Source organism: Paenibacillus lycopersici, from assembly GCF_010119935.1.
Classification (GTDB): domain Bacteria; phylum Bacillota; class Bacilli; order Paenibacillales; family Paenibacillaceae; genus Paenibacillus_Z; species Paenibacillus_Z lycopersici.
This window is the reverse complement of the sequence record NZ_CP048209.1, coordinates 4934195-4955859: the sequence shown is the minus strand read 5'-3', so window position 1 is coordinate 4955859 and position 21665 is coordinate 4934195. Positions and strand designations below refer to the sequence as shown.

General features: G+C 58.1%; 20 protein-coding genes. 8 read left to right on the top strand and 12 right to left on the bottom strand.

Going from position 1 to position 21665, the window contains the following annotated elements:
- Nucleotides 1–134: 134 nt before the first annotated feature.
- From GXP70_RS21880 to GXP70_RS21870, 3 genes are all read right to left on the bottom strand, one after another.
- Nucleotides 135–611 carry a GyrI-like domain-containing protein gene (locus GXP70_RS21880; protein ID WP_162358795.1) on the bottom strand — a complete coding sequence of 159 codons (477 nt, stop codon included), beginning with the start codon at nt 609–611 and terminating at the stop codon, nt 135–137.
- A gap of 40 nt (nt 612–651) precedes the next feature.
- The gene (locus GXP70_RS21875; protein WP_162358794.1) at nt 652–1365 is read right to left on the bottom strand and encodes a YwaF family protein; all 714 of its coding nucleotides are present in this window, start codon (nt 1363–1365) and stop codon (nt 652–654) included.
- A 314-nt stretch (nt 1366–1679) separates the two neighbouring features.
- Nucleotides 1680–2573: an AraC family transcriptional regulator gene (locus GXP70_RS21870; protein WP_162358793.1), complete on the bottom strand. Its 894-nt coding sequence runs from the start codon at nt 2571–2573 to the stop codon at nt 1680–1682.
- Nucleotides 2574–2682: 109 nt separating this feature from the next.
- Here GXP70_RS21870 and GXP70_RS21865 point away from each other — a divergent pair, with 109 nt between their 5' ends.
- Entirely contained in the window at nt 2683–3486 is an 804-nt protein-coding gene (locus GXP70_RS21865; RefSeq protein WP_162358792.1) for an arylamine N-acetyltransferase family protein, read from the top strand.
- Nucleotides 3487–3511: 25 nt separating this feature from the next.
- Here the strand turns inward: GXP70_RS21865 and GXP70_RS21860 are convergent, their stop codons facing one another.
- Complete coding sequence (locus GXP70_RS21860; protein ID WP_162358791.1) at nt 3512–4117, bottom strand: DedA family protein; 606 nt, start codon at nt 4115–4117, stop codon at nt 3512–3514.
- Nucleotides 4118–4293: 176 nt separating this feature from the next.
- Here GXP70_RS21860 and GXP70_RS21855 point away from each other — a divergent pair, with 176 nt between their 5' ends.
- The 4 genes from GXP70_RS21855 to GXP70_RS21840 all read left to right on the top strand — a co-directional run bounded on the left by GXP70_RS21855 (nt 4294) and on the right by GXP70_RS21840 (nt 8425).
- On the top strand, nt 4294–5280 hold the full coding sequence (locus GXP70_RS21855) for a Gfo/Idh/MocA family protein (RefSeq protein WP_225442516.1): 987 nt from the start codon (nt 4294–4296) through the stop codon (nt 5278–5280).
- A gap of 15 nt (nt 5281–5295) precedes the next feature.
- On the top strand, nt 5296–6228 hold the full coding sequence (locus GXP70_RS21850) for an aldo/keto reductase (protein ID WP_162358790.1): 933 nt from the start codon (nt 5296–5298) through the stop codon (nt 6226–6228).
- Nucleotides 6204–7007 (top strand): alpha/beta hydrolase, encoded by an 804-nt coding sequence (locus GXP70_RS21845; protein ID WP_162358789.1) that lies wholly within the window; start codon nt 6204–6206, stop codon nt 7005–7007. The genes GXP70_RS21850 and GXP70_RS21845 overlap by 25 nt, the downstream gene beginning before the upstream one ends.
- Nucleotides 7008–7432: 425 nt before the next feature.
- Nucleotides 7433–8425: an aldose 1-epimerase gene (locus GXP70_RS21840; RefSeq protein ID WP_162358788.1), complete on the top strand. Its 993-nt coding sequence runs from the start codon at nt 7433–7435 to the stop codon at nt 8423–8425.
- A 121-nt stretch (nt 8426–8546) separates the two neighbouring features.
- Here the strand turns inward: GXP70_RS21840 and GXP70_RS21835 are convergent, their stop codons facing one another.
- Together GXP70_RS21835 and GXP70_RS21830 are read right to left on the bottom strand one after the other, a co-directional pair.
- Nucleotides 8547–9083 (bottom strand): NUDIX hydrolase, encoded by a 537-nt coding sequence (locus tag GXP70_RS21835; RefSeq protein ID WP_162358787.1) that lies wholly within the window; start codon nt 9081–9083, stop codon nt 8547–8549.
- A 10-nt stretch (nt 9084–9093) separates the two neighbouring features.
- Nucleotides 9094–9999, bottom strand: coding sequence for a helix-turn-helix domain-containing protein (locus tag GXP70_RS21830; RefSeq protein WP_162358786.1), 906 nt, complete (start codon nt 9997–9999; stop codon nt 9094–9096).
- 193 nt (nt 10000–10192) lie between these two features.
- On the opposite strand from GXP70_RS21830, the gene GXP70_RS21825 reads away from it, so the two are divergent.
- Both GXP70_RS21825 and GXP70_RS21820 read left to right on the top strand, forming a co-directional pair.
- The gene (locus GXP70_RS21825; protein ID WP_162358785.1) at nt 10193–11083 is read left to right on the top strand and encodes a sugar phosphate isomerase/epimerase family protein; all 891 of its coding nucleotides are present in this window, start codon (nt 10193–10195) and stop codon (nt 11081–11083) included.
- A gap of 541 nt (nt 11084–11624) precedes the next feature.
- Nucleotides 11625–12638: a Gfo/Idh/MocA family protein gene (locus GXP70_RS21820; protein ID WP_162358784.1), complete on the top strand. Its 1014-nt coding sequence runs from the start codon at nt 11625–11627 to the stop codon at nt 12636–12638.
- Nucleotides 12639–13443: 805 nt separating this feature from the next.
- Here the strand turns inward: GXP70_RS21820 and GXP70_RS21815 are convergent.
- From GXP70_RS21815 to GXP70_RS21790, 6 genes are all read right to left on the bottom strand, one after another.
- Nucleotides 13444–14130: a PDDEXK family nuclease gene (locus GXP70_RS21815; protein ID WP_162358783.1), complete on the bottom strand. Its 687-nt coding sequence runs from the start codon at nt 14128–14130 to the stop codon at nt 13444–13446.
- A gap of 1022 nt (nt 14131–15152) precedes the next feature.
- Entirely contained in the window at nt 15153–16343 is a 1191-nt protein-coding gene (gene fabV, locus GXP70_RS21810; RefSeq protein ID WP_162358782.1) for an enoyl-ACP reductase FabV, read from the bottom strand.
- A gap of 163 nt (nt 16344–16506) precedes the next feature.
- Nucleotides 16507–17124: a flavin reductase family protein gene (locus GXP70_RS21805; RefSeq protein ID WP_162358781.1), complete on the bottom strand. Its 618-nt coding sequence runs from the start codon at nt 17122–17124 to the stop codon at nt 16507–16509.
- A gap of 17 nt (nt 17125–17141) precedes the next feature.
- A complete protein-coding gene (locus GXP70_RS21800; RefSeq protein ID WP_162358780.1) occupies nt 17142–17753 on the bottom strand; it encodes an alpha/beta hydrolase in 612 nt (203 codons plus the stop codon).
- A complete protein-coding gene (locus GXP70_RS21795) occupies nt 17750–18700 on the bottom strand; it encodes a ring-cleaving dioxygenase (RefSeq protein ID WP_162358779.1) in 951 nt (316 codons plus the stop codon). The genes GXP70_RS21800 and GXP70_RS21795 overlap by 4 nt, the downstream gene beginning before the upstream one ends.
- 98 nt (nt 18701–18798) lie before the next feature.
- Nucleotides 18799–19188: a DoxX family protein gene (locus tag GXP70_RS21790; RefSeq protein ID WP_162358778.1), complete on the bottom strand. Its 390-nt coding sequence runs from the start codon at nt 19186–19188 to the stop codon at nt 18799–18801.
- A gap of 618 nt (nt 19189–19806) precedes the next feature.
- On the opposite strand from GXP70_RS21790, the gene GXP70_RS21785 reads away from it, so the two are divergent.
- Nucleotides 19807–21651: a cache domain-containing sensor histidine kinase gene (locus tag GXP70_RS21785; RefSeq protein WP_162358777.1), complete on the top strand. Its 1845-nt coding sequence runs from the start codon at nt 19807–19809 to the stop codon at nt 21649–21651.
- Nucleotides 21652–21665: the final 14 nt, after the last annotated feature.

Below are 21665 nucleotides of genomic sequence, written 5' to 3'. Positions count from 1 at the left end.
CGAAGGCTGCCGGAATTGACTTCCGGCGGCTTTTGCTGCGTTCCGGCAGCCTTGTTGAGTTCCGACATCCCTGCTTCGTTCATGCGGCCTTTTGCCGCTTTCGCATAGAAGGCATGCAGAGTTCGGAAGTGCGGTCAGATTTTCTCGATTGGAATGTATAAGTACAATTCTCCGCCGCGATCGTTCGGACGATAGAGTTCTTGGATGGCGCCGACAACTTGAAGGTTGTGATCAGGCAGGAAGTTCGAAAGCATAGTTGCCAAGGCAGCTTGATACGACTCCTGCGTGCACTTCGATACCGCGTATTTGAAAGCGGGAATCGTCCATTTCGTCCATCCAGCCGGAGGCAGCGCATCGTCGGCAACTTCGCATCCCGCCAAATAACTGCCTTCTTCGCGCCATCTTTCGAAATTGCCGCCAACATCGCTCATTGCGCCCCAGATGCCGACGTAATTTCCATCGGCATCTATTTTCGCGAGACCGCTGATTTCCGAAAAACGGCTATTGGCCTCCTGCCATAAAGGCGGTATCCACTTCGAGCTCTCGGCGGAACGTCCTTCTCCTAATTTACCAATCACTGAAAACCGCTGCTTGGCAATGAATTCGACCATTCGTATCCTCCTTGGATCCTCGGACTACCGTGCCGACTCGTTATCTTCGTTTGGAAATAACAAACGGCAAGACCATCAACGAGAAGATGCAAGCCGCAATAGCTTCTTCCGCGATCAGATAAGCGGGGTAAGGTCCCAGTATATCCAATAGCGAAGCCGCTTCCGGCTTGTGCCTGAGGAACATGTAGTTGGCATCGAGCCAATAATCCACGCCACCCACAAGGACAACTAAGATGTTCAGGAAAATCATCGTAATGCCGACGGATTTCCATGTGAGCCGGCAGCCGCCGACCCAGGTCAGATAGAGCGGAGCTAGAATGATGGCCATATGTACGATGAAAAAGTGAAAGAAACGGAAATGGGGAAACGGGTAAATGAGATCGGGCGTCAGCATGGCTTGCATTGCGCCGCCGATGCCGGCGAGGAAGACGATTTGGTACAGCAGACGGCTGCGCGAGATCAGCATGGCGATGGCGAGCAGCTGCGAGATGCTGCATAGCTCAAGCGGCAGCGTGTACTGCGGATCCCAAAGATCCTCAGCCGCGTACCAGAAGAAGAGGAAGCATTCCGGAACAACCAGGCAGGCGAGAAGCGCGTAACGGATGGTTTGCACTGCGCGCGGCTGCCGGCGAATCTTGTGCCGATACCGGTACAGCAGCACGGCGGACATGACAAGCGTGACGAGCGCGGCAATATGCGATGGAGAATAGGCCGAGAAGTGCTGCGAGATCTTCGGATTCAAGAATGAACGCATGGCCTCTCTCTCCCCTCCGGCGGCTGATCGGTCCGCATGCCCGAAATTTCGGTTTATCGCGCCTCCTGTGCCGGTTCACGAATAATTCCAGCTGATTTCACGATACCAAACAAATGTTCGCATTGCAACTGTTTTTGGAAGGAATCAATTTCAGGAACATTCCTGGAACAAGACCAATCGCAAAGCTGCACCGCAATCGATCGCCGGACGATATAATGACCAAGCCGCAAATCGGCATGGCGCAGAGGGAGAGAGCTGATCCGGTCACGCAGGAATACGCCCGGAAACCACTGGTGAATGCGCGGCGCTGCTCTTCATGACGGGCGCGGCGAGCTGGAGCGGAACTCTCTCGGCGAGAAGCCCGTATGTTTGCGGAAAATGCGGTTGAAGAAGCTGATGTCGCCGAAGCCGGTTTCGTGGGCGATATCGAGCACTTTTTTGTCCGTCGTGCGAAGCAGCGTAGACGCGTGCCGGACTTGCACGGTATGCTTATAGTCAAGCAGGCTCATGCCGGCCGCTTCCTTGAATTTGGCCGTGAACGACGAGACGCTCATGCCGCTGAGCCGGCTCAGCTGCTGGAGCGTAAGCGGCTGATAATAATGCTGGTCGACGAAGTTGACGATGGACTCCATCCAGGCGCGGTCGCCGATGCCCGGCCGATGCTCGGCTTCGCGGTTCTCCTGATGGAACCGGCTCAGCCAGACGAGGCATTCGATCAGCCGGGTTTTGATCACGAGCTGGTAGCCGTCGCGCCGCTGCTTGAACTCGTCGTATATCGTCTGCAGATGGGCCTGGATGTGAACCTTTTGGCTCGGCTGCAGCGGGTGATACGGCACGAAGGATTGGCTTTTGCGCAGGAAAGGAACCAGATAGAAGAAATCGATGAACGAAGGCATCTGCTGGAGCACCTCCATCTCGCGCTGCAGGAAAGCCGCGTCGAAGAGCACGTTGTAGACGACGGTTTCCTTGTCCGGCTCGCATTTGTAGCTATGGTAGACATTCGGCTCCACCACGAAGACGTTCCCGGCGGCAAGCTGGTACGTATGGCCGGACATTTCGTGCATGGCGCTGCCCTCCACGACGAACACAAGCTCGACGAAATCGTGGGTGTGCGACGGAATGGCCTCGTTCTTCCGAATGGTATAGCGGTCGATGTAGAATGGGAAGTCATCCAGCTGGAAGTACATATCGCCTTTGAAAATCGTCATGAGCGCAGGCTGCCTCCTGGTCCGTAGAGTTAGGATGATTATGTCACGGCAGGGCAGCGGTGTCCAGACGACTCCGATTACGCTGGCATTACGAGAGGAGAGACATGCAATGAAGTGGGAAGAAAGCCTGAAACCGGAAGTCGCCGCATATCTCGAACGGATCGCATACGATGGACCGCTGGACGGCAGCGCCGAAATGCTGGCGGAGCTGCAGCATGCGCATCTGCACGCAGTGCCGTACGAGAACCTGGATATATTGAACGGCGTGCCGCTGTCGCTGGAGCCCGGAGCGTTATGGGACAAAATCGTCCGCAGGCGCCGCGGCGGCTACTGCTTCGAGCTGAACGCGCTCTTCGCCTGGCTGCTGCGGGAACTCGGCTATCCGGTCACGGATCTCGTGGCGCGCTTCTGGCGCGACGAAACGTCGCTGCCGCCCAAGCGGCGCCATCATGTATTGAAGGTCGAGGCGGAAGGCCGGTTCTATCTGTGCGACGTCGGCGTAGGCGGCAGCGTGCCGCGGCGCCCGCTGTTGATCGAGGACGGGCTCGGGCAGCCGCAGGGAGATGAATGCTACCGGCTTGACAGGGACGCGGCATTCGGCTGGTTCCTGAGCGAACGGAAGAAAGGCGAATGGGGCCGCGTGTATTCGTTCACGGAAGAACCGCAGCTGGCGGACGATTATATCTTCGCGAGCTACTGGTGCCAGTACGCGCCGGATTCCCCGTTCCGGGCGGAAACGAAGCTCGCGATCTGCACGCCGGAAGGCCGCAACACCGGCGCCGGCGGCGAAATCCGCTTGTTCCGCAACGGAAACGTGACGGTGCTTCAGCCTGCTACGAAAGCCGAGTACGCTGCTGCGCTGGCGGAATATTTCGGCATCGTCGTGGCGGATGTGGACCCGGCGGCACAGTAGCGGTATGCCTGTCATAGCAGCGGCCTTATGCCTTCACTTTCCGCCCGTTCAGCACGAACCGGAAGAACAGTGCGGCGAGCGCCAGCAGGCAGCCTGCGAACAGCAGCGTTCGGCCATTGTGATGCACGTATGTTTTGACCGATTCCCATTGTTCGCCGAGCAGGTAGCCGACGTAGACGAACAGGGTGCTCCACAGGAACGCGCCCGCGTACGCGTACAGCAGGAACGTCCGCAGCTTGAAGCGGGACATGCCGGCCATATAGGCCGTAACGTGGCGGAAGCCCGGAATGAAGAAACCGACGAACAGCAAGATGCGGCCGTAGCGGTTCATCCAGTCTTGGGCGCGTTCGATTTTGGCGGAATTCAGATGGATGCGAGGGCCGTATTTCAGCAGGAACGGCAAGCCGAGGCGGCTGCCGAGCGCGTAGCTGACCGTAATGCCGGCGGCGGCCCCGACGAAGGCGCTGAGCACGACGAGCGGCGCCAGCAGCCGGCCGTCGCCGACGAGATAGCCCGAGTAGGTTAGCAGCGCCTCGTCTGGCACGGGGACGCCGACGATTCCCAGCGCCAGCGCGATCGTCAAGCCGGCATATCCGTATCGGGTGATGAGCTGTTCTAGGAAGTGTTCCACGGGAATAGCCTACTTTCTTCGGTTCTGATCTAGTTACGATAGGCGAAAAACGGTCGAAAAGCAAGCAATAACGACATGATTGTTATATGGAAGTGAAGTTGTTTTATATTTCTTCCCATATCGGAATGGACTATACTAGGGACGAATTCATTTTACCGAAAAAGGTGGCTATCGATTTGACTCGTAAATTGCGTTGGGGCGTTGTCGGCTGCGCGGGCATCGCCGTTCATTCCGTAATACCGGGTATTAAACAATCCGCAACCGGAGAAGTGACAGCGATTGCAAGCCGCGGAATTGCCAAAGCCGAAGAGACCGCTGCCAAGCTCGGCATTCCGAAAGCCTATGGAAGCTATGAAGAAATATTGGCGGATCAAGAGATCGACGCCATTTATATTCCGCTCCCTAACCATCTGCACATGGAGTGGTCGATTCGCGCCATGGAAGCGGGCAAGCACGTGCTCTGCGAGAAGCCGATCGCGCTGAACGCCGAAGAGGCGCAGCGGATGGCCGACGCGGCGGCGAAGCACGGCGTGCACCTGGCCGAAGCGTTCATGTACCGCCACCACCCTCGCTACGAGGAGATCAAAGCGATTATCGCTTCCGGCGAAATCGGCGACCTGCGCGGCATTCACGGCGCGTTCACGTTCAACAACGCCGGCGATTCCGGCAATGTCCGCTACCGCCGGGAATGGGGCGGCGGCTCGCTCTATGACGTCGGCTGCTACCCGATCAGCGCGGCGCGCCTGATCCTGGACGCGGAGCCTGAAGCGGCGACGGTGCACGCCCTGATCTCGCCGGAGCATGACAACGTCGACATGATGGCGTCGGGCATTCTGGAATTCCCGAACAGCGTGGCGCTGACGTTCGATTGCGGCATGTGGGCCGATTTCCGCAATACGCTTGAAATTCTCGGCACGAGCGGGCGCATCGAAATCCCGAACGCTTTCGTCAACGATCCGACGTTCTACGTGCATACCAAGGACGGCAAGCGCGAAGTGAAGCAGCCGGCGCTGAACCAGTACGCGCTTCAGGCAGACGCATTCGCGCGCAGCGTATGGGAAGAAGAAGCCGTCAAATTCACGCCAGCCGATGCTGTAGCAAACATGAAAGCGATCGACGCCTGCCTGGAATCCGCGTATTCCCGCACGCGCGTGACGCTGTAGAAGGAGAGACAATTCATGAAACATATCGAACTTCCAGGCTTAAAGCAAGGCGTATCGCAATTGATTATGGGTTCCGATTATTTTGCTCCCGAGGTGTACGAGCTGGTTAGGGCGAACCTGGACGCGTTCGTCGCAATCGGCGGCAACACCATCGATACGGCGTACATTTACTCCGGCGGCAAGAGCGAGCAGGCAATCGGCATGTGGATGGAAGAGCGCAAGAACCGCGATTCCATCAATGTCTGGACGAAGGGCGGGCATCCGCATAACGGGGTGCCGCAAGTGAACAAGAAAGCGATTTACGACGAGATGATGATCAGCCTGGAGCGCCTGCGCACGGACTACATCGACGTCTATGCGCTGCACCGCGACGATCTGAACGTACCTGTCGGCGAAATCGTGGAAATCTTGAACGAGCACATCGAAGCGGGTCGCATCCGCACGTTCGGCGGCTCCAACTGGACGACCGCAAGGCTGCAGGAAGCGAACGAATACGCGGCGGCGCACGGCTTGCGCGGCTTCGAATTCAGCAGCCCGAACTTGAGCCTGGGCAAAGCGCAGGAGCCGTACTGGGCGGACTGCATCAGCGTGGACGAAGCATCGCTGGCCTGGCACGAGAACAGCGGTCTGCCGATCTTCTCCTGGTCGTCGCAGGCGCGCGGCTTCTTCACCGGCCGCTTCACGAAGGACGACCGTTCGGACGCCGATCTCGTGCGCGTCTTCTACAACGACGACAACTGGGAGCGCTATTACCGCGCCGAGGAGCTCGGCAAGAAGAAGGGCTACTCGACGATTCAGATCGCGCTCGCGTACGTGCTGAATCAGTCGTTCCCTACGGCGGCGATCATCGGCGCCCGCAACGAAGCGGAAATGAAATCTTGCCAGGAAGCGACTTCGATCGCCCTGACGCCGGAGGAAATCAAATGGCTCGATCTGCGGACGCGTTAATCGAGCTGTGGCCGGAGGGAGCGCCGCATGCGGCCGGGACGACCGATGAGGACCGTCCCGCGCTGACGCCGTACCTGGTGGATGGCAGCCGAGGCGCCGTTATCGTATTCCCCGGCGGCGGCTACGGCATGCGGGCGGATCACGAAGGCGAACCGATCGCGCTGTGGCTGAACAGCATCGGCATTTCCGCATTCGTGCTGCGCTACCGCGTGGCGCCGTATTCGCATCCCAGCCCGCTGCTCGATGCGCAGCGCGCGATCCGTTACGTGCGGCTGCACGCGGCGGAGTGGGGCATCGACGAGCAGAAAATCGGCATTCTCGGCTTCTCCGCAGGGGGCCATCTGGCTTCGACGGCGGGTACGCAGTACGATGCCGGCAATCCCGATGCGGGCGATCCGATCGAGCGGATGTCGAGCCGTCCGAACGCGCTCATTCTCTGCTACGCGGTGATTACGATGAAGTCTCCGTTCACGCATGAGGGCTCGCGCGAGAACTTGCTCGGCAAGGCGCCGGAAGCGGCGATGATCGAGCGGATGAGCAGCGAGACGCGCGTCACGGCGGACACGCCGCCGACGTTCCTGTGGCATACGTCCGACGACGGCGCGGTGCCGGTGGAGAACGCGCTTGAATTCGCCTTGGCCTTGCGCCGCGCGGATGTGCCGTTCGATCTGCACGTGTACGAGAAAGGCCGTCACGGCATGGGACTGGCCGAGGACGATCCGCATGTCGCGTCATGGACGACGGTGTGCGGCCTGTGGCTGAAGCGCTACGGATTCTGATTGGATGCGGTCGGTGCTTGCCGCGCGGTCTGAAACTTCGTGTTTCATGCCTGATGCCTGATGCTTCATGGCAGCTGCCGGTACAGCCCTTGTTCGCGCGGCAGATGCGTGGTTTGCGCTAACGTTGACGAGATCCTCTCCGCCGGTTACGGCGGGGAGGATTTTTTGTAGGAACGCGTGGCGCGGGCTTGGCCGGTTAGGCGTGATGCGGGCTGTTCGGCTGTTTGGTCTGCGCGGCGTGCGGTGCTGTGCTTTTGCGCGGCGTGCTGTTCGCGAGGGCTGCCGCTGGCGATGCTGGCGGGTATACACAGGCGTTTGCCGCTTGTATGCTCCTACGGCCGGGCTATTCCATCAACGTGGAGAAAAGTGGTATTATAGTTTCGCAATACCTATTATCGATCCACCATAAAGGAGTCGAGATTGTTATGACGGGCAAACAAGCTTATCAAGATACGTATCAGGGCGAACCGGCGGTGTGGCTGAAGTTCGGCCGTTATGAAGCCGTACTGCTTCCGGAAGTCGGCGCCAATCTGATCGCGTTCCGCGACGTCGAGCGCGGCTTCGCGCTCTTGCATGAACCGACGCAGGACGAGATGGAGTCGTTCAAAGCAAGACCGTTTATCCACGGCATTCCGGTGCTGTATCCGCCGAACCGTTTCGAGGACGGCAAGTTCCCGTGGAACGGCCGCACGCTGGAATTCCCGGTCAACGAGCCGGCGACGGGCAACCATCTGCACGGCTTCGTGCACAGCGAGACGTGGACGGTCGAGGACTTCGGCGCGACGGCGACCGAGAGCTATGTCGTTGCTTCGCTTCGCGTGAACGAGCAGAGCGAGGTGTACAAGTATTTGCCGTTCCGCTTCACGCTTCGGCTGCGTTACGCGATCAGCGACCTGGGATTGGAGCAGCAGTTCACGGTCATCAACGAAGGCGACGAGGCGCTGCCTTGCCTGTTCGCGTTCCATACGGCGATCAACGCGCCGTTCGTGCCCGGGAACTCCGCGAAGGATTACCGCCTCAAGCTGACGATCGGCGAGCGCTGGCATCTGAACGAGCGCATGCTGCCGACGGGCGAGTTCCAGCCGCTGACGGCGAACGAGCAGCTGATGAAGGGCGAAGGCGTCTATCCGTTCTTCGAATCGCTGGACAATCACTATACCGTGGCGCCGCAGAACGGCCGCAACCGGATGGAGCTGACGGATACGAAAGCCGGCTTGACGCTCGTATACGATGCAGGCACGTCGTACAAGCAGTGGATGATCTGGAACAACGGCGCGACGGAAGGCTTCTTCTGTCCGGAGCCGCAAGTGAGCCTCGTCAATGCGCCGAACACGAAGCTGCCGGCGGACGAGATCGGCTTGTTCAGCCTTGCGCCGGGCGAAATATGGCAGGAGCGCGCGCGGATCTACGTGAAGTAAGCCGCGCAAGCCCAAAAGCCCGCAGATGCGAATCGAACCCTTGCTGAAGGGTCCGCATTCACGTCTGCGGGCTTTTTGCGATGTGCTGTCACGGAACGCAGGCGAGGGACGATGACTGCCTTCAGTCTGCCTCCCCGAATTCGGGAAACGCGATATGTCTTGCGGCTTCCTCGAGAATAAGCTTGTCCCGCAGCAGCATGAAGTTCGTCGAATAATCGGCGCATGCCGCAATGCCGGCGTCCATGGCCTTCAGCGCCTGCTCCATCGTCATCCATCGGACCGACATGCCGAGCCGTTTCTCGTTCGGGGTCAACTCCGTCTCGTTGGCTTGGCTGGCGCGTGCAATGTAGCAATAGGATAGCTGCATGTATTGATTCCGTTTCTTATGCTCTTCAATATACCCGATTTGTTCCAGGATTTCGGCGTCGTAGCCCGTTTCTTCCCGGACTTCGCGCAGAAAGGCGGTTTCCGGCGTTTCGTTGGCTTCCATGCCGCCGCCGGGCAGCTTGTACAGCGCAGGTCTGGCCATATACATCATGGCGACGTTATCCTGCGCGTCCAGCAATATTCCCCGCGATGCGTAACGGTTCACCGCAGGCAGCAAATCCGGCGCCCCTCCAAGAATGTCCCGGTCAGTAATGCGATTCAACAGTTGCATGGAATCCTCCCTATGATGTAGTCTCGATTTTCGATATCGCGCCGCTTCGCTCTTCCGGCAGCGGCGTTGGCGGCCCTTTGCGGATCGCGGAAGGCGCTTTGCTGCGGACTTTCTTGAACACCCGGCCGAAATACGTCATGTTGGAGAAACCGACGAGGCTCGCGATTTCGGTGACGGGGTAATCGGTATCGAGCAGCAGGCGCTCGGCTTCCTGCACGCGCAGCATGTGCATGTATTCGATCAGCGTCTTGCCGGTGACGGTTTTGAATATTTTGCAGAAATGATTCGGGCTGAGGTTGACCATCCTCGCGGCTTCGCCGACGCTGATCGCCTCCTGGTACCGTTCGCGCAGCGTTTGCAGCAGGCTCGTAAAATCGTACGGTTTCTGCACCCGCGGCAGCGATTGCGACGTGCATTGCTGCGCATACCGGAAGTAAAGCCCGAATATCCGCAGCAGCTCGGCCTTCACGAGCAGTTCATAGCCGGGCAGCTTGTTCGTGAATTCGACGAGCAGGCGGGAGAAGGCGGCGTTCATCTCCTCGATGTACGGGGCGTCCGCCCGCATCCAGCTTGGCCATTTCATATGTTGGTTCAAGTACGGCACGAAGTAATGGTGCTCGGTGATGTCCAGGCCGCTGCCGCGCACGAGCGCCTCGTTGAACACGATGCAGATCAGCTCCGTGTCGGGCGTGAGCTGTACGGCGCTGTGCAGCTGTTTCGCGTTGACGAAGGCGAGCTCGCCTTCGCTGAGCTGCTGGAAAGCGCCGTCTACCTGGATGCGCGCCTGTCCTTTGCGGACGTAAACCCATTCGATATGATCATGCCAATGGGTGCTGATGCCTTGGACGATAAACACGTTAATGGGGAACGTGCGGTCGGGGATGGGCGTATTTTCTTTGAGCGGACTGACCGTCATCGACATTCCTCCCTATCTGAAACGTACGATTTTACGACGAGAATGAGCATCTGCGTGCATGGTACCGTTTTATCCGAGAAAGAAACGTAAGATTGTACGAATATAACACAATTTCGATGCTAGTCTCAATGGGAAACTTTCTGTACGATAAGTTCAGTTCCACATCGCGCTGAAAGGTGATGAAATAACAGCCATGAAATCCATACGTATCGGTACCCTTGTAGGCGGAGGCACGGCAGACAAAGTCATTCCGCAAATTATCCCGCACGGCTTCGAGTCGTTCGCGTTGACCTTCTGGCAGTCTACCCGCGGGGCGGATCTGGGTGAGCTGGCCAAACGGGTCAGAGAGCAAATCGAAGGCCATGACATCACGATCTCGGCGATCGGCGTCTTCGGGAACCCGCTGACGGGGACGGGCGACAACGCGGATACGCTGGCGAGCTGGGAGCGTCTGATCGACGCGGCCGAAGCGTTCGGCACGAACCTCGTCAACGGCTTTACCGGCCGCATGCCGGGCAGCATCGACCAGTCCATGAAACGGTACGCGGAAGTGTTCGGCGAGCTGGCCAAACGGGCGGAAGCGCGCGGCGTGCGCCTGGCGTTCGAGAACTGCGACATGGGCGGCACGTGGAAGGAAGGGGACTGGAACATCGCCCATAATCCGACGGCTTGGGAGATGATGTTCAACGCGCTGCCGGCGGACAACGTCGGGCTGCAATGGGAGCCTTGCCATCAGATGGTCAGCCTGATCGATCCGATCCCGCAGCTTCGCAAGTGGGCGGGGTCAGGGAAAATTTTCAACGTGCACGGCAAGGACGCGACGATCGCCTGGGATGTCGTGAAAGAGTACGGCATCCACGGCCCGCGCGAGTTCGTCTGGCACCGCACGCCGGGCTTCGGCGATTCCAACTGGACGGACATCATCTCGATCCTGCGTCAGGCGGGCTACGTCGGCAGCATCGATATCGAGGGCTGGCATGACCCGGTTTATCGGGACGAGCTGGAGATGACGGGACAAGTGCATGCGCTGAATTATTTGAAACGCTGCCGCGGCGGCGACTTCGTGCCGAATCCGGTCGAGTAGCGGGTGGAAGGAGGCGGCAGTAGCTGGGTTGTGAATGCAGAGCTGCTGGCTGCGAGCTGGTAATGCGCGTCATTGCTGCGCTGGCTGTAAGCAGGGAACGGTCGAGCTGTTGGGGCGCTTGCTGTAAGCAGGGAACGGTCGAGCAATTGGGGCGCTAGGCAGTAAGCAGGGAACGGTCGAGCAGTTGGGGCGCTAGGCTGTAAGCAGGGGACGGTCGAGCAGTTGGGGCGCTAGGCTGTAAGCAGGGAACGGTCGAGCAGTTGCGGTGCTGGCTGTAAGCAGGGAACGGTCGAGCAGTTGCGGTGCTGGCTGTAAGCAGGTAAGGCCGCACAATTGCGGCGCTTGCCCTCTGCGGCTGTGACGGCGTTTGCGGTGCGTTGCCTGTTAGACAATCGCCCTAGATGTTCGATGAAGGTACGTACGGTTCGTTACGGAATGCGCGAGGAATCATTGGCGGGACCGCCGTATCCGATACGCATATACCGCTGCTTTCATTCGAGTATCCGGTCCTAATTATAACGAAGAGGAGTTTAACTGACCTATGACACATAAAATCATCGTCGCCGGCTGCGGCGGCATGTCCAATACCTGGATCGATTATGCGATCCAGCGGGCGAACGCCGAAATCGTCGGCCTGGTCGATATTTTCGAGGAGAGCGCGAAAGCGATGGCGGCGAAGAAGGGGCTGCACGTGCCGACGTTCACGGATTTGAGCGCGGCGCTTGCGGCGACGGGCGCGAATCTCGTATTCGACGTGACCATTCCGGCGAGCCATAAGACAATCGCCATTACGGCGATGCAGGCAGGCTGCAACGTGTTCGGCGAGAAGCCGATGGCGGAATCGTTCGCGGATGCCAAGGAGATCGTCGAAGTGAGCCAGGCCACGGGCAAACGGTACTCCGTCATGCAGAATCGCCGCTTCATGAAGCAAATCCGCTCGTACCGCGATCTGGTAGGTTCCGGCGCCGTCGGCACGGTCGGCTCGATTCATGCGGACTTCTTCCTCGGCGCGCATTTCGGCGGTTTCCGCGACGCGATGGATAACCCGCTGATCGTCGATATGGCGATCCACACGTTCGACCAGGCGCGTTTCATTACGGGCGCGGATCCCGTATCCGTGTACTGCCATGAATTCAACCCGCCGGGATCGTGGTATGCGGGCAACGCGTCGGCGATCTGCATCTACGAAATGAGCGACGGCTCCGTGTTCTCCTACCGCGGCTCGTGGTGCGCGGACGGCTTGAACACGTCGTGGGAATCGGATTGGCGCGTCACCGGGAGCAAAGGCGGCGCGCGCTGGGACGGCTCGTCGATGCCGTACGGCGAGGTTCTCGATCCGGAGAAGCCGGAAGGCTTCATCCGGGAGATGGTCCGCATCGAAGGCCAGGACGTGTATGACGGCAGCGAAGGACACTGGGGCTGCCTGGACGAAATGTTCGCGGCGCTCGAAGCGGGCCGCCCGGCCGAGACCGACTGCCTGGACAACATCAAGAGCGTAGCCATGGTGTTCGGCGCCGTCGAGAGCGCGCGCACCGGGTTGAAGGTGAAGCTGTAGGCTGGCAGCGTGCGGCCGGCGATGCGACGCCATCAAGAAAGGAAGAGCTCGTCCCTGCGGGGGCGAGCTCTTGTCTTTAGGCTAGCTGAGGTGCCTCGTGGCGGGAAAGTTGCTAAGGTGACAGGAATTGCAGCGCAAAGCGTCTAAATAGTCGCCCAAAGTTGCTGCGGTGACAGGAATTACGGCCCACAGCGTCTAAATAATCGCTCAAAGTTGCTGCGGTGACAGGAATTACAGCGAAAACGTCTAAAAAGTCGCCCAAAGTTGCTGAGGTGACAGGAATTACAGCGCAAAGCGTCTAAATAGTCGCCCAAAGTTGCTGCGGTGACAGGAATTACGGCCTACAGCGTCTAAATAGTCGCCCAAAGTTGCTGAGGTGACAGGAATTACAGCGCAAAGCGTCTAAATAGTCGCCCAAAGTTGCTGCGGTGACAGGAATTACGGCCCACAGCGTCTAAATAATCGCCCAAAGTTGCTGCGGTGACAGGAATTGCGGCGCAAAGCGTCTAAATAGTCGCCCAAAGTTGCTGCGGTGACAGGAATTACAGCGCAAAGCGTCTAAATAGTCGCCCAAAGTTGCTGCGGTGACAGGAATTACAGCGAAAACGTCTAAATAGTCGCCCAAAGTTGCTGAGGTGACAGGAATTACAGCGCAAAGCGTCTAAATAGTCGCCCAAAGTTGCTGCGGTGACAGGAATTACGGCCCACAGCGTCTAAATAATCGCCCAAAGTTGCTGCGGTGACAGGAATTGCGGCGCAAAGCGGCTACATGGCATCAAAAGTTCCAGCGGTGACCTTGCCACGATTATAAAAGTATTAATTTTTCATAAGTTCGTTCATTGACTTGATAACCAGTAACATAGGTGCCATTTGATATAGGAGTCAATAAATCGATCGTGCATAACTTTCGCAATGCGTTCCGGGCGACTCTGAACCCCACTTGAAAATACGAGGAAACATCCTTTGTACGAATTGGCTTTGTCATCTGACAAGCCAGACGCAATACTTCTTTCTCAAACAATGTTAGCACCGCCCACTCAGAGCGCGGAGAACGCAGCAGCTGCGGACCAACGATGAGCTGCAGGAGCATGCGGCACAGTTCCGGCCGATGCTGGATATCGTCGAAGGAGAAGTGAATCATTTTCCAGCCCATGCCTGTCAGGTAATTGTCGCGGTTAAGCGCATAGCTGAACCGTTCGCGATCCATGTCCTTCACATGACTTTGATAACCGTCGCACTCGATGCCGAATCGCCCGAATGGTGGGGTGTAAGCGAAATCCATAAATTGCGATTTGCGATTCCAATCCATGACTTCGTATTCCGGGTGCAAATGGTCGAAGTTTCCGAATAGCGGCCACCAAACGTGCTGGAGCAGAAGCTTTTCAGCATATTGATGACCGCGAACGAGACGTCCGCGCCGTTCTCCGGTTCGCTGCTCGGCATGTGCGCCGATCCAAAGTTCATAAGCCGCCTCAAATGTAGTTGTCTCCATATGAAACCTCCCGGATAAAAAATAAAAAGAACGTCCCCGTGCACCGAAATCGGTGAAAAAGGACGTTCTTCGTCTGTACCTAGTATATCACGCTCGGGGCCTGGATGTCAGCCGATGACGAATTCACTTGAAGGAGGGTCGAGCGGTGAGAAACGAACGGAGTTACGTCCGCGCAGCTTATCTTCAAGGACACTGCACAACAAGACTTGGCTGACTATAGTGAAGCTAGTTAGCAGTCGGGGCTAGAAAGTCAGCCGATGACGAATTCACTTGAAGGAGGGTCGAGCGGTGAGAAACGAACGGAGTTACGTCCGCGCCGCTTCTCTTCAAGGACACTGCGCAACAAGACTTGGCTAGCAATAGTGAGGCTAGTAAGCAGTCGTGGCCCGGAAGTCAGCCGATGACGAATCTTCACTTGAAGGAGGGTCGAGCGGTGAGAAACGAACGGAGTTACGTCCGCGCAGCTTATCTTCAAGGACACTGCGCAACAAGACTTGGCTCGCAATAGTGAGGCTAGTAAGCAGTCGTGGCCCGGAAGTCAGCCGATGACGAATCTTCACTTGAAGGAGGGGCGAGCGGTGAGAAACGAACGGAGTTACGTCCGCGCCGCTTCGCAGCTTCAGTACTACGCAGCAGGAGGCTCGGCCGGGCTAAGTGAAGCTAGATAGTCAGAGAGTGGGAGGATATGCGGCCTCTTGACGAATAGGATCGGGATCAGAAGCTCGGGCCCGAGGTTCGGCTATTCAGATGCCCAAAGCTTAGATGTTAAATCCTCCGTAAGCCGAATTCGGTTGTGCAGAGGCTAGATTAGTCAGATGCTCGAATACTTAATGTTAGTCAGATGCACGAATACTAAAATGTTAGTCAGATGTTTAGTTACTCAGTTACCCAGTTACTCAGTTACTACGCAGCTCAGACACTCAAAAAGCCGAGGTTCCCGCCTGCGCAGTTACGATCTGCTGTATCCCGCTCATCAAAAAAACGGGCTCCTCCCAAGAGGAACCCGGCCCGGTCAACTATCCTTACAATACGTTCGGCACCTCGACCATCGGATCCACGTCCGCTTCGTAATCGACGCCGTCCGTTTCGAAGCCGAACAGCTGGAAGAACTCCTGCCGGTAGCCGGCGAGGTCGGTCAACTGCTCGATATTGTCGGTCGTCACGGCCTCCCACAACTTCGCGACTTCGCTCTGCACGTCTTCGCGCAGCTCCCGGTCGTCGATGCGGATGCGGCCTTCTTCGTCGACCGGCACTTCGCCTCCGGCGTACAGCCGCTCGGAGAACAGGCGGTAGGTCTGCTCGATGCAGCCTTCGTGGATGCCTTTCTCCTTCATGACCTTGTACAGCGCGGAAATGTAGAGCGGCACGACGGGAATCGCGGAGCTGGACTGGGTCACGAGCGCTTTGCTGACGGTGACGAACGCGCGGCCGCCGGTGGCGCCGAGCTGTTCGTTCAGCCGTTTCGCCGTCGCTTCGAGATGGTCCTTGGCTTGACCGATCGTGCCGTCGCGATAGATCGGCTGCGTGATGCGCGAACCGATGTACGAGTACGAGATCGTCGTCGCGTTATCGGCCAGCACGCCGCCTTCCCGCAGCGCGTCGATCCACAGCTGCCAGTCGTCGCCGCCCATGACGGCTACGGTTTCCTTCGTCTCCTGCTCGTTCGCCGGCTCGATGGAAATCATGCTCACTTCGCCGGAGTGGAAGTTGACCGTCTTGTTCGTGTACGTGCCGCCGAGCGGCTTCAAGACGGAATTGAACGTCTCGCCCGTGACGGGATCGGTTCTGCGCGCCGAAGCGACGCTGTAGACGACGAGATCGACTTGGCCGAGCTCGCGGCGAATCGTCTCGACGGCTTTGGCTTTCGTCTCGGCGGTGAACGCGTCGCCGGTGACGCTGAACGATTTCAGGCCGGCCGCTTGCGCCGCTTGCTCGAACGCGGCCGAGTTGTACCAGCCCGCCGAGGCGGTGCGTCCGGGCTTGCCTTCGCCGGCGCGGTAAATGCCGATCGTATTGGCGCCCGCGCCGAAGGCTGCCACGATCCGGGCCGCTAGCCCGTAGCCTGCGGACGCGCCGATGACGAGCACGTTGCGCGGGCCTTGCAGGGCGGGATGCGCTTTCACGTAATCCATTTGCTCCTGAACTTGATGGGCGCAGCCGACCGGATGCGCGGTCGTGCAAATAAAACCGCGTGTTCTAGGTTTAATAATCATAGCTGTTCATTCATTTCCTCTCATGCGAAAATCAGGCAGCTTGCCTATGTACTCAATGTTACGATAGTACCCCGAATGGGGCGAAACCGCAACCTGCACGAGCAAAAGCCCGCGTTCCCGCGGACTTATGGCCACTCCTATGCAGACTTAAGCAGACGGTCGGTCAAGATGAAGGCCGTTCGATCTCGAACGTATCGCCGAGCAAGGCGTAGCTGTTGCCGGCCAGCCGGCTGACCGGCTTCAGCGCCGCAGCGTCGATATGGCCGTGCTCGTCATACAGGCGTTCCTCCACGTGAAAGCGGACGATTCGTCCGATGAGCAAATCGCAAGCCGGCGCGCCGTCCGTTCCGCCAAGCGATATCGAGCGTTCGAGGATGCATTCCATCCGGATGGGGGATTCGGCGATGCCGGGCACGCGCACCGCTTCGCTCGGTACCGTCGTTAGGCCCGCGGCTTCGACTTCGCTTTCTTCGGGGCCGAGGCTGGCGGCGGTCTGGTTCATCTGCGCGACGCTGCGCTCGTCGGCGGCGTGGACGACGAATTCGCCAAGGTCGGCGGCGTTGCGCGCGGTGTCCTTCATGACGCCGTTCTTGCGCTGCACCGAGACGGCTATCATCGGCGGGTTCGCGGTGACGATAGTAAAGTAGCTGAACGGCGCCGCATTGACGGTGCCGGACGGCGTCAGCGTCGTCACCCATGCAATGGGCCGAGGAATGATGCTGCCGATCATGAATTTATAATTATCGCGCTCGCTCCGGCTTGCGGGATCGATCGATCGCATGCGTACGCCTCACGTCGTTAGGATGGAAATGCCGTTCTGAACCACTCGGCCGCCCGGTGCGCTTCGGATGACGACAAGCGATGGCCGTTATTCTCCCAATAGATCGACACGGAAGCGCCGGCGCCTTGCAGCAGCGAGGTCAGCTCCTCCGATTCGGAAGCCGAGCAGATCGGATCGTTCGTGCCCGCCGCGATGAAAACGGGGACGTTCGTCAGATCCGGAAGCGCCTGGCCGCGAAGCGGAACCATCGGATGGTGAAGCACGGCGCCCCGAAGCGCGTCGGCGTAATGGAAAAGCAAGCTGCCCGCGATGTTCGCTCCGTTGGAATAGCCTGCGGCAACGACGTTGCTGCGGTCGAAGCCGTATTGCTCGGACGCTTCGGCAATGAAATCGTACAATTCCTTCGTGCGGAACTTCAAATCCGCTTCGTCGAAAACGCCCTCGGCAAGCCTGCGGAAGAAACGGGGCATCCCGTTCTCCAGCACGCTGCCCCGCACGCTCAGGACGGAAGAAGAGGGGGAGAGCAGCTGCGCCAGCGGCAGCAGGTCATGCTCGGTGCCGCCCGTGCCGTGCAGCAGCAGCAGCACGGGCGCATTGGCGTCGGGGCCGGCCTGGAAGAGATGCCTCATGATTCATCGCCCTCCAATACCCGGACTTCGATCGGGAACAGGTTCTGCTCGATGACGCCGCGCTGCGGTTCGTACCACGAAGGGAGCATCAGCTTGCCGCCAAGCAGAGCGTATTCTTCATCGCGCTGGAATCCGGGCGCATCGGTTGCGATTTCGAACAGGATGCCGCCGGCTTCGCGGAAGTAGATCGCGTTGAAATATTGGCGGTCGATGATGTCGGTCGCGTGGAAGCCTTTCGCAATGACATGCTCGCGCCACTTCGCATGATCCTCATAGCTTGCTGCGCGCCATGCGATATGATGCACGGTTCCGGCGCCGCCCGCTCCCCAAGGCATCGGCTCGGCGTTGACGTCGATGACGTTGCCGATGTCGCCGGCCGCGCGGAAGCGGACAAGGCCGTTCTCTTCGCCGATGCGCTCAAGCCCCAGGACATTGGCCAGCGTATCTTGCGTTTGCGCCGGCTTCGTGCTGTACAGGATCGCTCCGCCGAAGCCTTTGATCGCTTGGTCCGCAGGGACGCCGCCGAACGACCACTCGCTGGGCGCGCCTTCCTCGCGTTCGACGAGCTCCAGCTGGAGTCCGTCGCCGTCCTTGAACTGCAGGTACGTTTCGCCGAAACGCGCCGTCCTTTCGAAGGCGACGTTGAATTTCGCCAGCCGCGCCTCCCAGAAGGAAAGCGCGCCGACCGGCACGACGAACGTCGTGTAGCCAACTTGGCCGCCGCCCGCTTTGCCGACGCGGGCGCCTTCGGAAGGGAAGAACGTCATGACGGTGCCCGGACCGCCGATTTCATTGCCGAAATACAGATGGTACACGTCCGGCGCGTCGAAATTGATCGTTTGCTTGACCAGCCGCAAGCCGAGCAGGCCCGCGTAGAAATCGACGTTATCCTGCGGATGGCGGACGAAGGAAGTGACATGGTGAATGCCGGCGGTATGATAGTTCATGTGAAAACCCTCCTAGTTTTTGAGTATGGCCAAGTCAGGCCGCTGTTATTGAAAATCTCGTTCGTTACGCGGGCGATCTGCTGCGAGTCAGGACTGTATTAGTTCAATACGGCGTAGTCGCCTGCTCCGATGAAGGCCACGCCGATCACGACGACCAGAATGATGAGCGGCAGCTCGATGCCGTTGGCTGTCGACCAGAGACCGTTCTTGCCATGCACCTTCACGATTGCGCCGAGCATCGTCAGAGCAATCAGAACGGCGCCGACGACGGTGAAGAGTCCGGCTCCGAACAGGAGGCCGCCGACGAGTTCCATCAAACCGGAGATAACAGCCATCGCGACGCCGGGTTTAATGCCGATCGATTCCATCCAGCCGCCGGTTCCTTTCGGGCCGTAGCCGCCGAACCAGCCGAACAGCTTCTGGGCACCGTGCCCGATGAACAGCAAACCGATCACGACGCGAATAAGAAGCAAACCAAAATCCATCATTTTCATCATCCTCCAAAGGATTAGTTTTAATTTAATAATCTTTAATTTAAGATATATAGGATAAAAAAAGCGACTTTCCTGTTAGGCTATTCCTGGGTTCGAGCATTATCATGCAAGTTCCATGCGCTGACTCGATCGGGCAGCGTGTTCTATAACCATCATTCTAATACGACCATCTCCGGCAGGCTCTACATCGCACCGCACCTCCATTTAGTTATCGGCAATGAAATCTTGAAATTAATTATCTTAACCTTGAGATAATAATAACCCGAGTAAATTGATTTGTCAACACCTCCGCGCTTTAGTTATTTAAGTAATTCGGCATGCTTGGCGTATGAACCTTCGCAGGGTGGCGAATGACAAGGGGAGCGGACGAGTTTCGGAATTGCCGGACCGCGGCACTGCAACGCTCATCGCGATTAGGCGTATGTTCCCCGGACTTTCGCCAAGAGCATGATTCCCTGGAATCCAAAGCGGGATTTCATGTGATGCAGCCTATGATTTGCAAAATGACGGCTGCGCGAACCGCGCTTTCCTTATGCTATAATGATTTCTCGATTGGACATGATCGGCATTCATGCAGCATCGAAGCAGGCAGCTCGAAAGGACGGCGCAATCATGATCATGAAATGGCTCTACCCGCATCGGCTTCGCAATCAAGTCATCCGCAACAAAATCATCGCGATCTACATTCCGCTCATCATCGTCCCCTTGCTGGTGCTCGGCTTTGCTTCGAACCGTATTTATTCCAATGCCATCGTAGACAAAACCATGAGCAACGTGACGGACAATTCATCGCTCATCATCACGCGCATTAACGGGATGCTGACGAACGCCGAGAGCTGCGCGAACATCCTGACCATTAACTTGAACCGGGTCATTCAGGACAGCCGGAACGGCGAGCTTAACGGCGAACGCAGCTTGCAGCTGTCGACGCTGATCACGAACCAGCTGAGCTTCGCGCTGCTCGTGTTCCCGGACGTGGAAAGCGCTGCGTTCATCGACAACGATGGCAACGTTTACGGGACGTCGGCGAGAATGGAAGCGAGCTCCTCTGCCGGCAACATGCTTCAAACGCCCATTATTCGCAAGATCGAACAAACGAGCGGGCAGAACATTTGGTTTCCGATGGAGCGAAGGTCGTACCTGACGATGAGCGACGCGGACCCCGTGCTGTCCGTTGGCAAGCGGGTCAATAATATCTATACCGGCCAAGAGCTGGGCCGGCTCGTGCTTAACGTCAAAGAAAGCGCGCTGTCATCCGTCTTCGGCCGAATCGGCACGGAAGAGGAAGGAACCTATCTGCTTGCGGATCAGAGCGGAACCATCGTGTCCGCGACGGATAAAACCAAACTGCTGCAGCCGATCGCGGATCCGCTGCTTCGCGATTGGGTGCGTTCCGCCAAGGACGACTCCGTCATCGGCCGGTTCGAAAGCGGCAAGCAGCTGGTCGTCAGCTCCGAGATGGCCAGCTTCGGCTGGAAACTGATCTCCATGGAGCCGTACGCCAAGCTGACTGCGGATAGCCGCAAAATCACGATGCTGATCGCGGCGATCGGAATGTTCTGTTTCTTGTTCGCGCTGATGGGAGCCGGCATTCTGAACGGCTTGATTGCCAGGCCGATCGTGCTGCTGACGAAGAACATGAAGCTCGTGAAGGAAGGGAATCTTAATCTTAGGCTTCCTGTCAGATCGAACGATGAGCTCGGGCTCCTGGCATCGGGATTCAATACGATGATCGCGCGCATTAATCAATTGCTCGATAATGTCCGCTTCGAGCAGAAGAAGAAGCGGGAGTACGAGCTGGCCCTGATTCAATCGCAAATCAAACCCCATTTTCTCTATAACACGCTGGATGTCATCTACACATTGGCGGAGTTCGGCCGCGTCAAGGACGTGCAGCGGACGACGAAATCCCTGGCCGACTATTATCGCATCGTGCTCAGCAAGGGAAAGGAAGCGATACCGCTTCAGGAAGAGCTGCAGGGATTGAGGGATTATCTCGGCATTCAGCAAATCCGTTACGCGGATGTGTTCGATTACCGCATCGACATTCAACCGGATATCTTGTCATGCACCGTACTCAAGCTGACGCTGCAGCCGTTGGTCGAGAATGCGATCTATCACGGGCTGAAGACGAAAGGGGAATTCGGTCATTTGCAGGTGACGGGAAGGAGAATCGGGAATACCGTGGAGCTTCGCGTCCGAGACGACGGGGCCGGCATTCCCCCGGATCGCCTGCAGAGGCTTCTTCAACCCGGCGGCGCCGACGAGACCGGGAGCGGCCATGAAGTCTCGGCGGCGGGCAATACGGGCAGCGCATTCGGATTGCGAAGCGTGGACAGCCGGATCAAGCTTTATTTCGGCGACGATTACGGCTTAACGATTCGCAGCGAACCGGGCGCCGGGACGGAAATCGTCGTGCGGCTGCCGCTGTCGAGCGGCGCCAACCCCAACGATTAAGCGTTTCCTGTCGC

Bases quoted from the DNA above. Each gene is read 5' to 3' on its own strand.
- GXP70_RS21880 (WP_162358795.1), bottom strand. From the start codon at position 611: ATGGTCGAATTCATTGCCAAGCAGCGGTTTTCAGTGATTGGTAAATTA.
- GXP70_RS21875 (WP_162358794.1), bottom strand. From the start codon at position 1,365: ATGCGTTCATTCTTGAATCCGAAGATCTCGCAGCACTTCTCGGCCTAT.
- GXP70_RS21870 (WP_162358793.1), bottom strand. From the start codon at position 2,573: ATGACGATTTTCAAAGGCGATATGTACTTCCAGCTGGATGACTTCCCA.
- GXP70_RS21865 (WP_162358792.1), top strand. From the start codon at position 2,683: ATGAAGTGGGAAGAAAGCCTGAAACCGGAAGTCGCCGCATATCTCGAA.
- GXP70_RS21850 (WP_162358790.1), top strand. From the start codon at position 5,296: ATGAAACATATCGAACTTCCAGGCTTAAAGCAAGGCGTATCGCAATTG.
- GXP70_RS21845 (WP_162358789.1), top strand. From the start codon at position 6,204: ATGGCTCGATCTGCGGACGCGTTAATCGAGCTGTGGCCGGAGGGAGCG.
- GXP70_RS21840 (WP_162358788.1), top strand. From the start codon at position 7,433: ATGACGGGCAAACAAGCTTATCAAGATACGTATCAGGGCGAACCGGCG.
- GXP70_RS21835 (WP_162358787.1), bottom strand. From the start codon at position 9,083: ATGCAACTGTTGAATCGCATTACTGACCGGGACATTCTTGGAGGGGCG.
- GXP70_RS21830 (WP_162358786.1), bottom strand. From the start codon at position 9,999: ATGACGGTCAGTCCGCTCAAAGAAAATACGCCCATCCCCGACCGCACG.
- GXP70_RS21825 (WP_162358785.1), top strand. From the start codon at position 10,193: ATGAAATCCATACGTATCGGTACCCTTGTAGGCGGAGGCACGGCAGAC.
- GXP70_RS21820 (WP_162358784.1), top strand. From the start codon at position 11,625: ATGACACATAAAATCATCGTCGCCGGCTGCGGCGGCATGTCCAATACC.
- GXP70_RS21815 (WP_162358783.1), bottom strand. From the start codon at position 14,130: ATGGAGACAACTACATTTGAGGCGGCTTATGAACTTTGGATCGGCGCA.
- fabV (WP_162358782.1), bottom strand. From the start codon at position 16,343: ATGATTATTAAACCTAGAACACGCGGTTTTATTTGCACGACCGCGCAT.
- GXP70_RS21805 (WP_162358781.1), bottom strand. From the start codon at position 17,124: ATGCGATCGATCGATCCCGCAAGCCGGAGCGAGCGCGATAATTATAAA.
- GXP70_RS21800 (WP_162358780.1), bottom strand. From the start codon at position 17,753: ATGAGGCATCTCTTCCAGGCCGGCCCCGACGCCAATGCGCCCGTGCTG.
- GXP70_RS21795 (WP_162358779.1), bottom strand. From the start codon at position 18,700: ATGAACTATCATACCGCCGGCATTCACCATGTCACTTCCTTCGTCCGC.
- GXP70_RS21790 (WP_162358778.1), bottom strand. From the start codon at position 19,188: ATGATGGATTTTGGTTTGCTTCTTATTCGCGTCGTGATCGGTTTGCTG.
- GXP70_RS21785 (WP_162358777.1), top strand. From the start codon at position 19,807: ATGATCATGAAATGGCTCTACCCGCATCGGCTTCGCAATCAAGTCATC.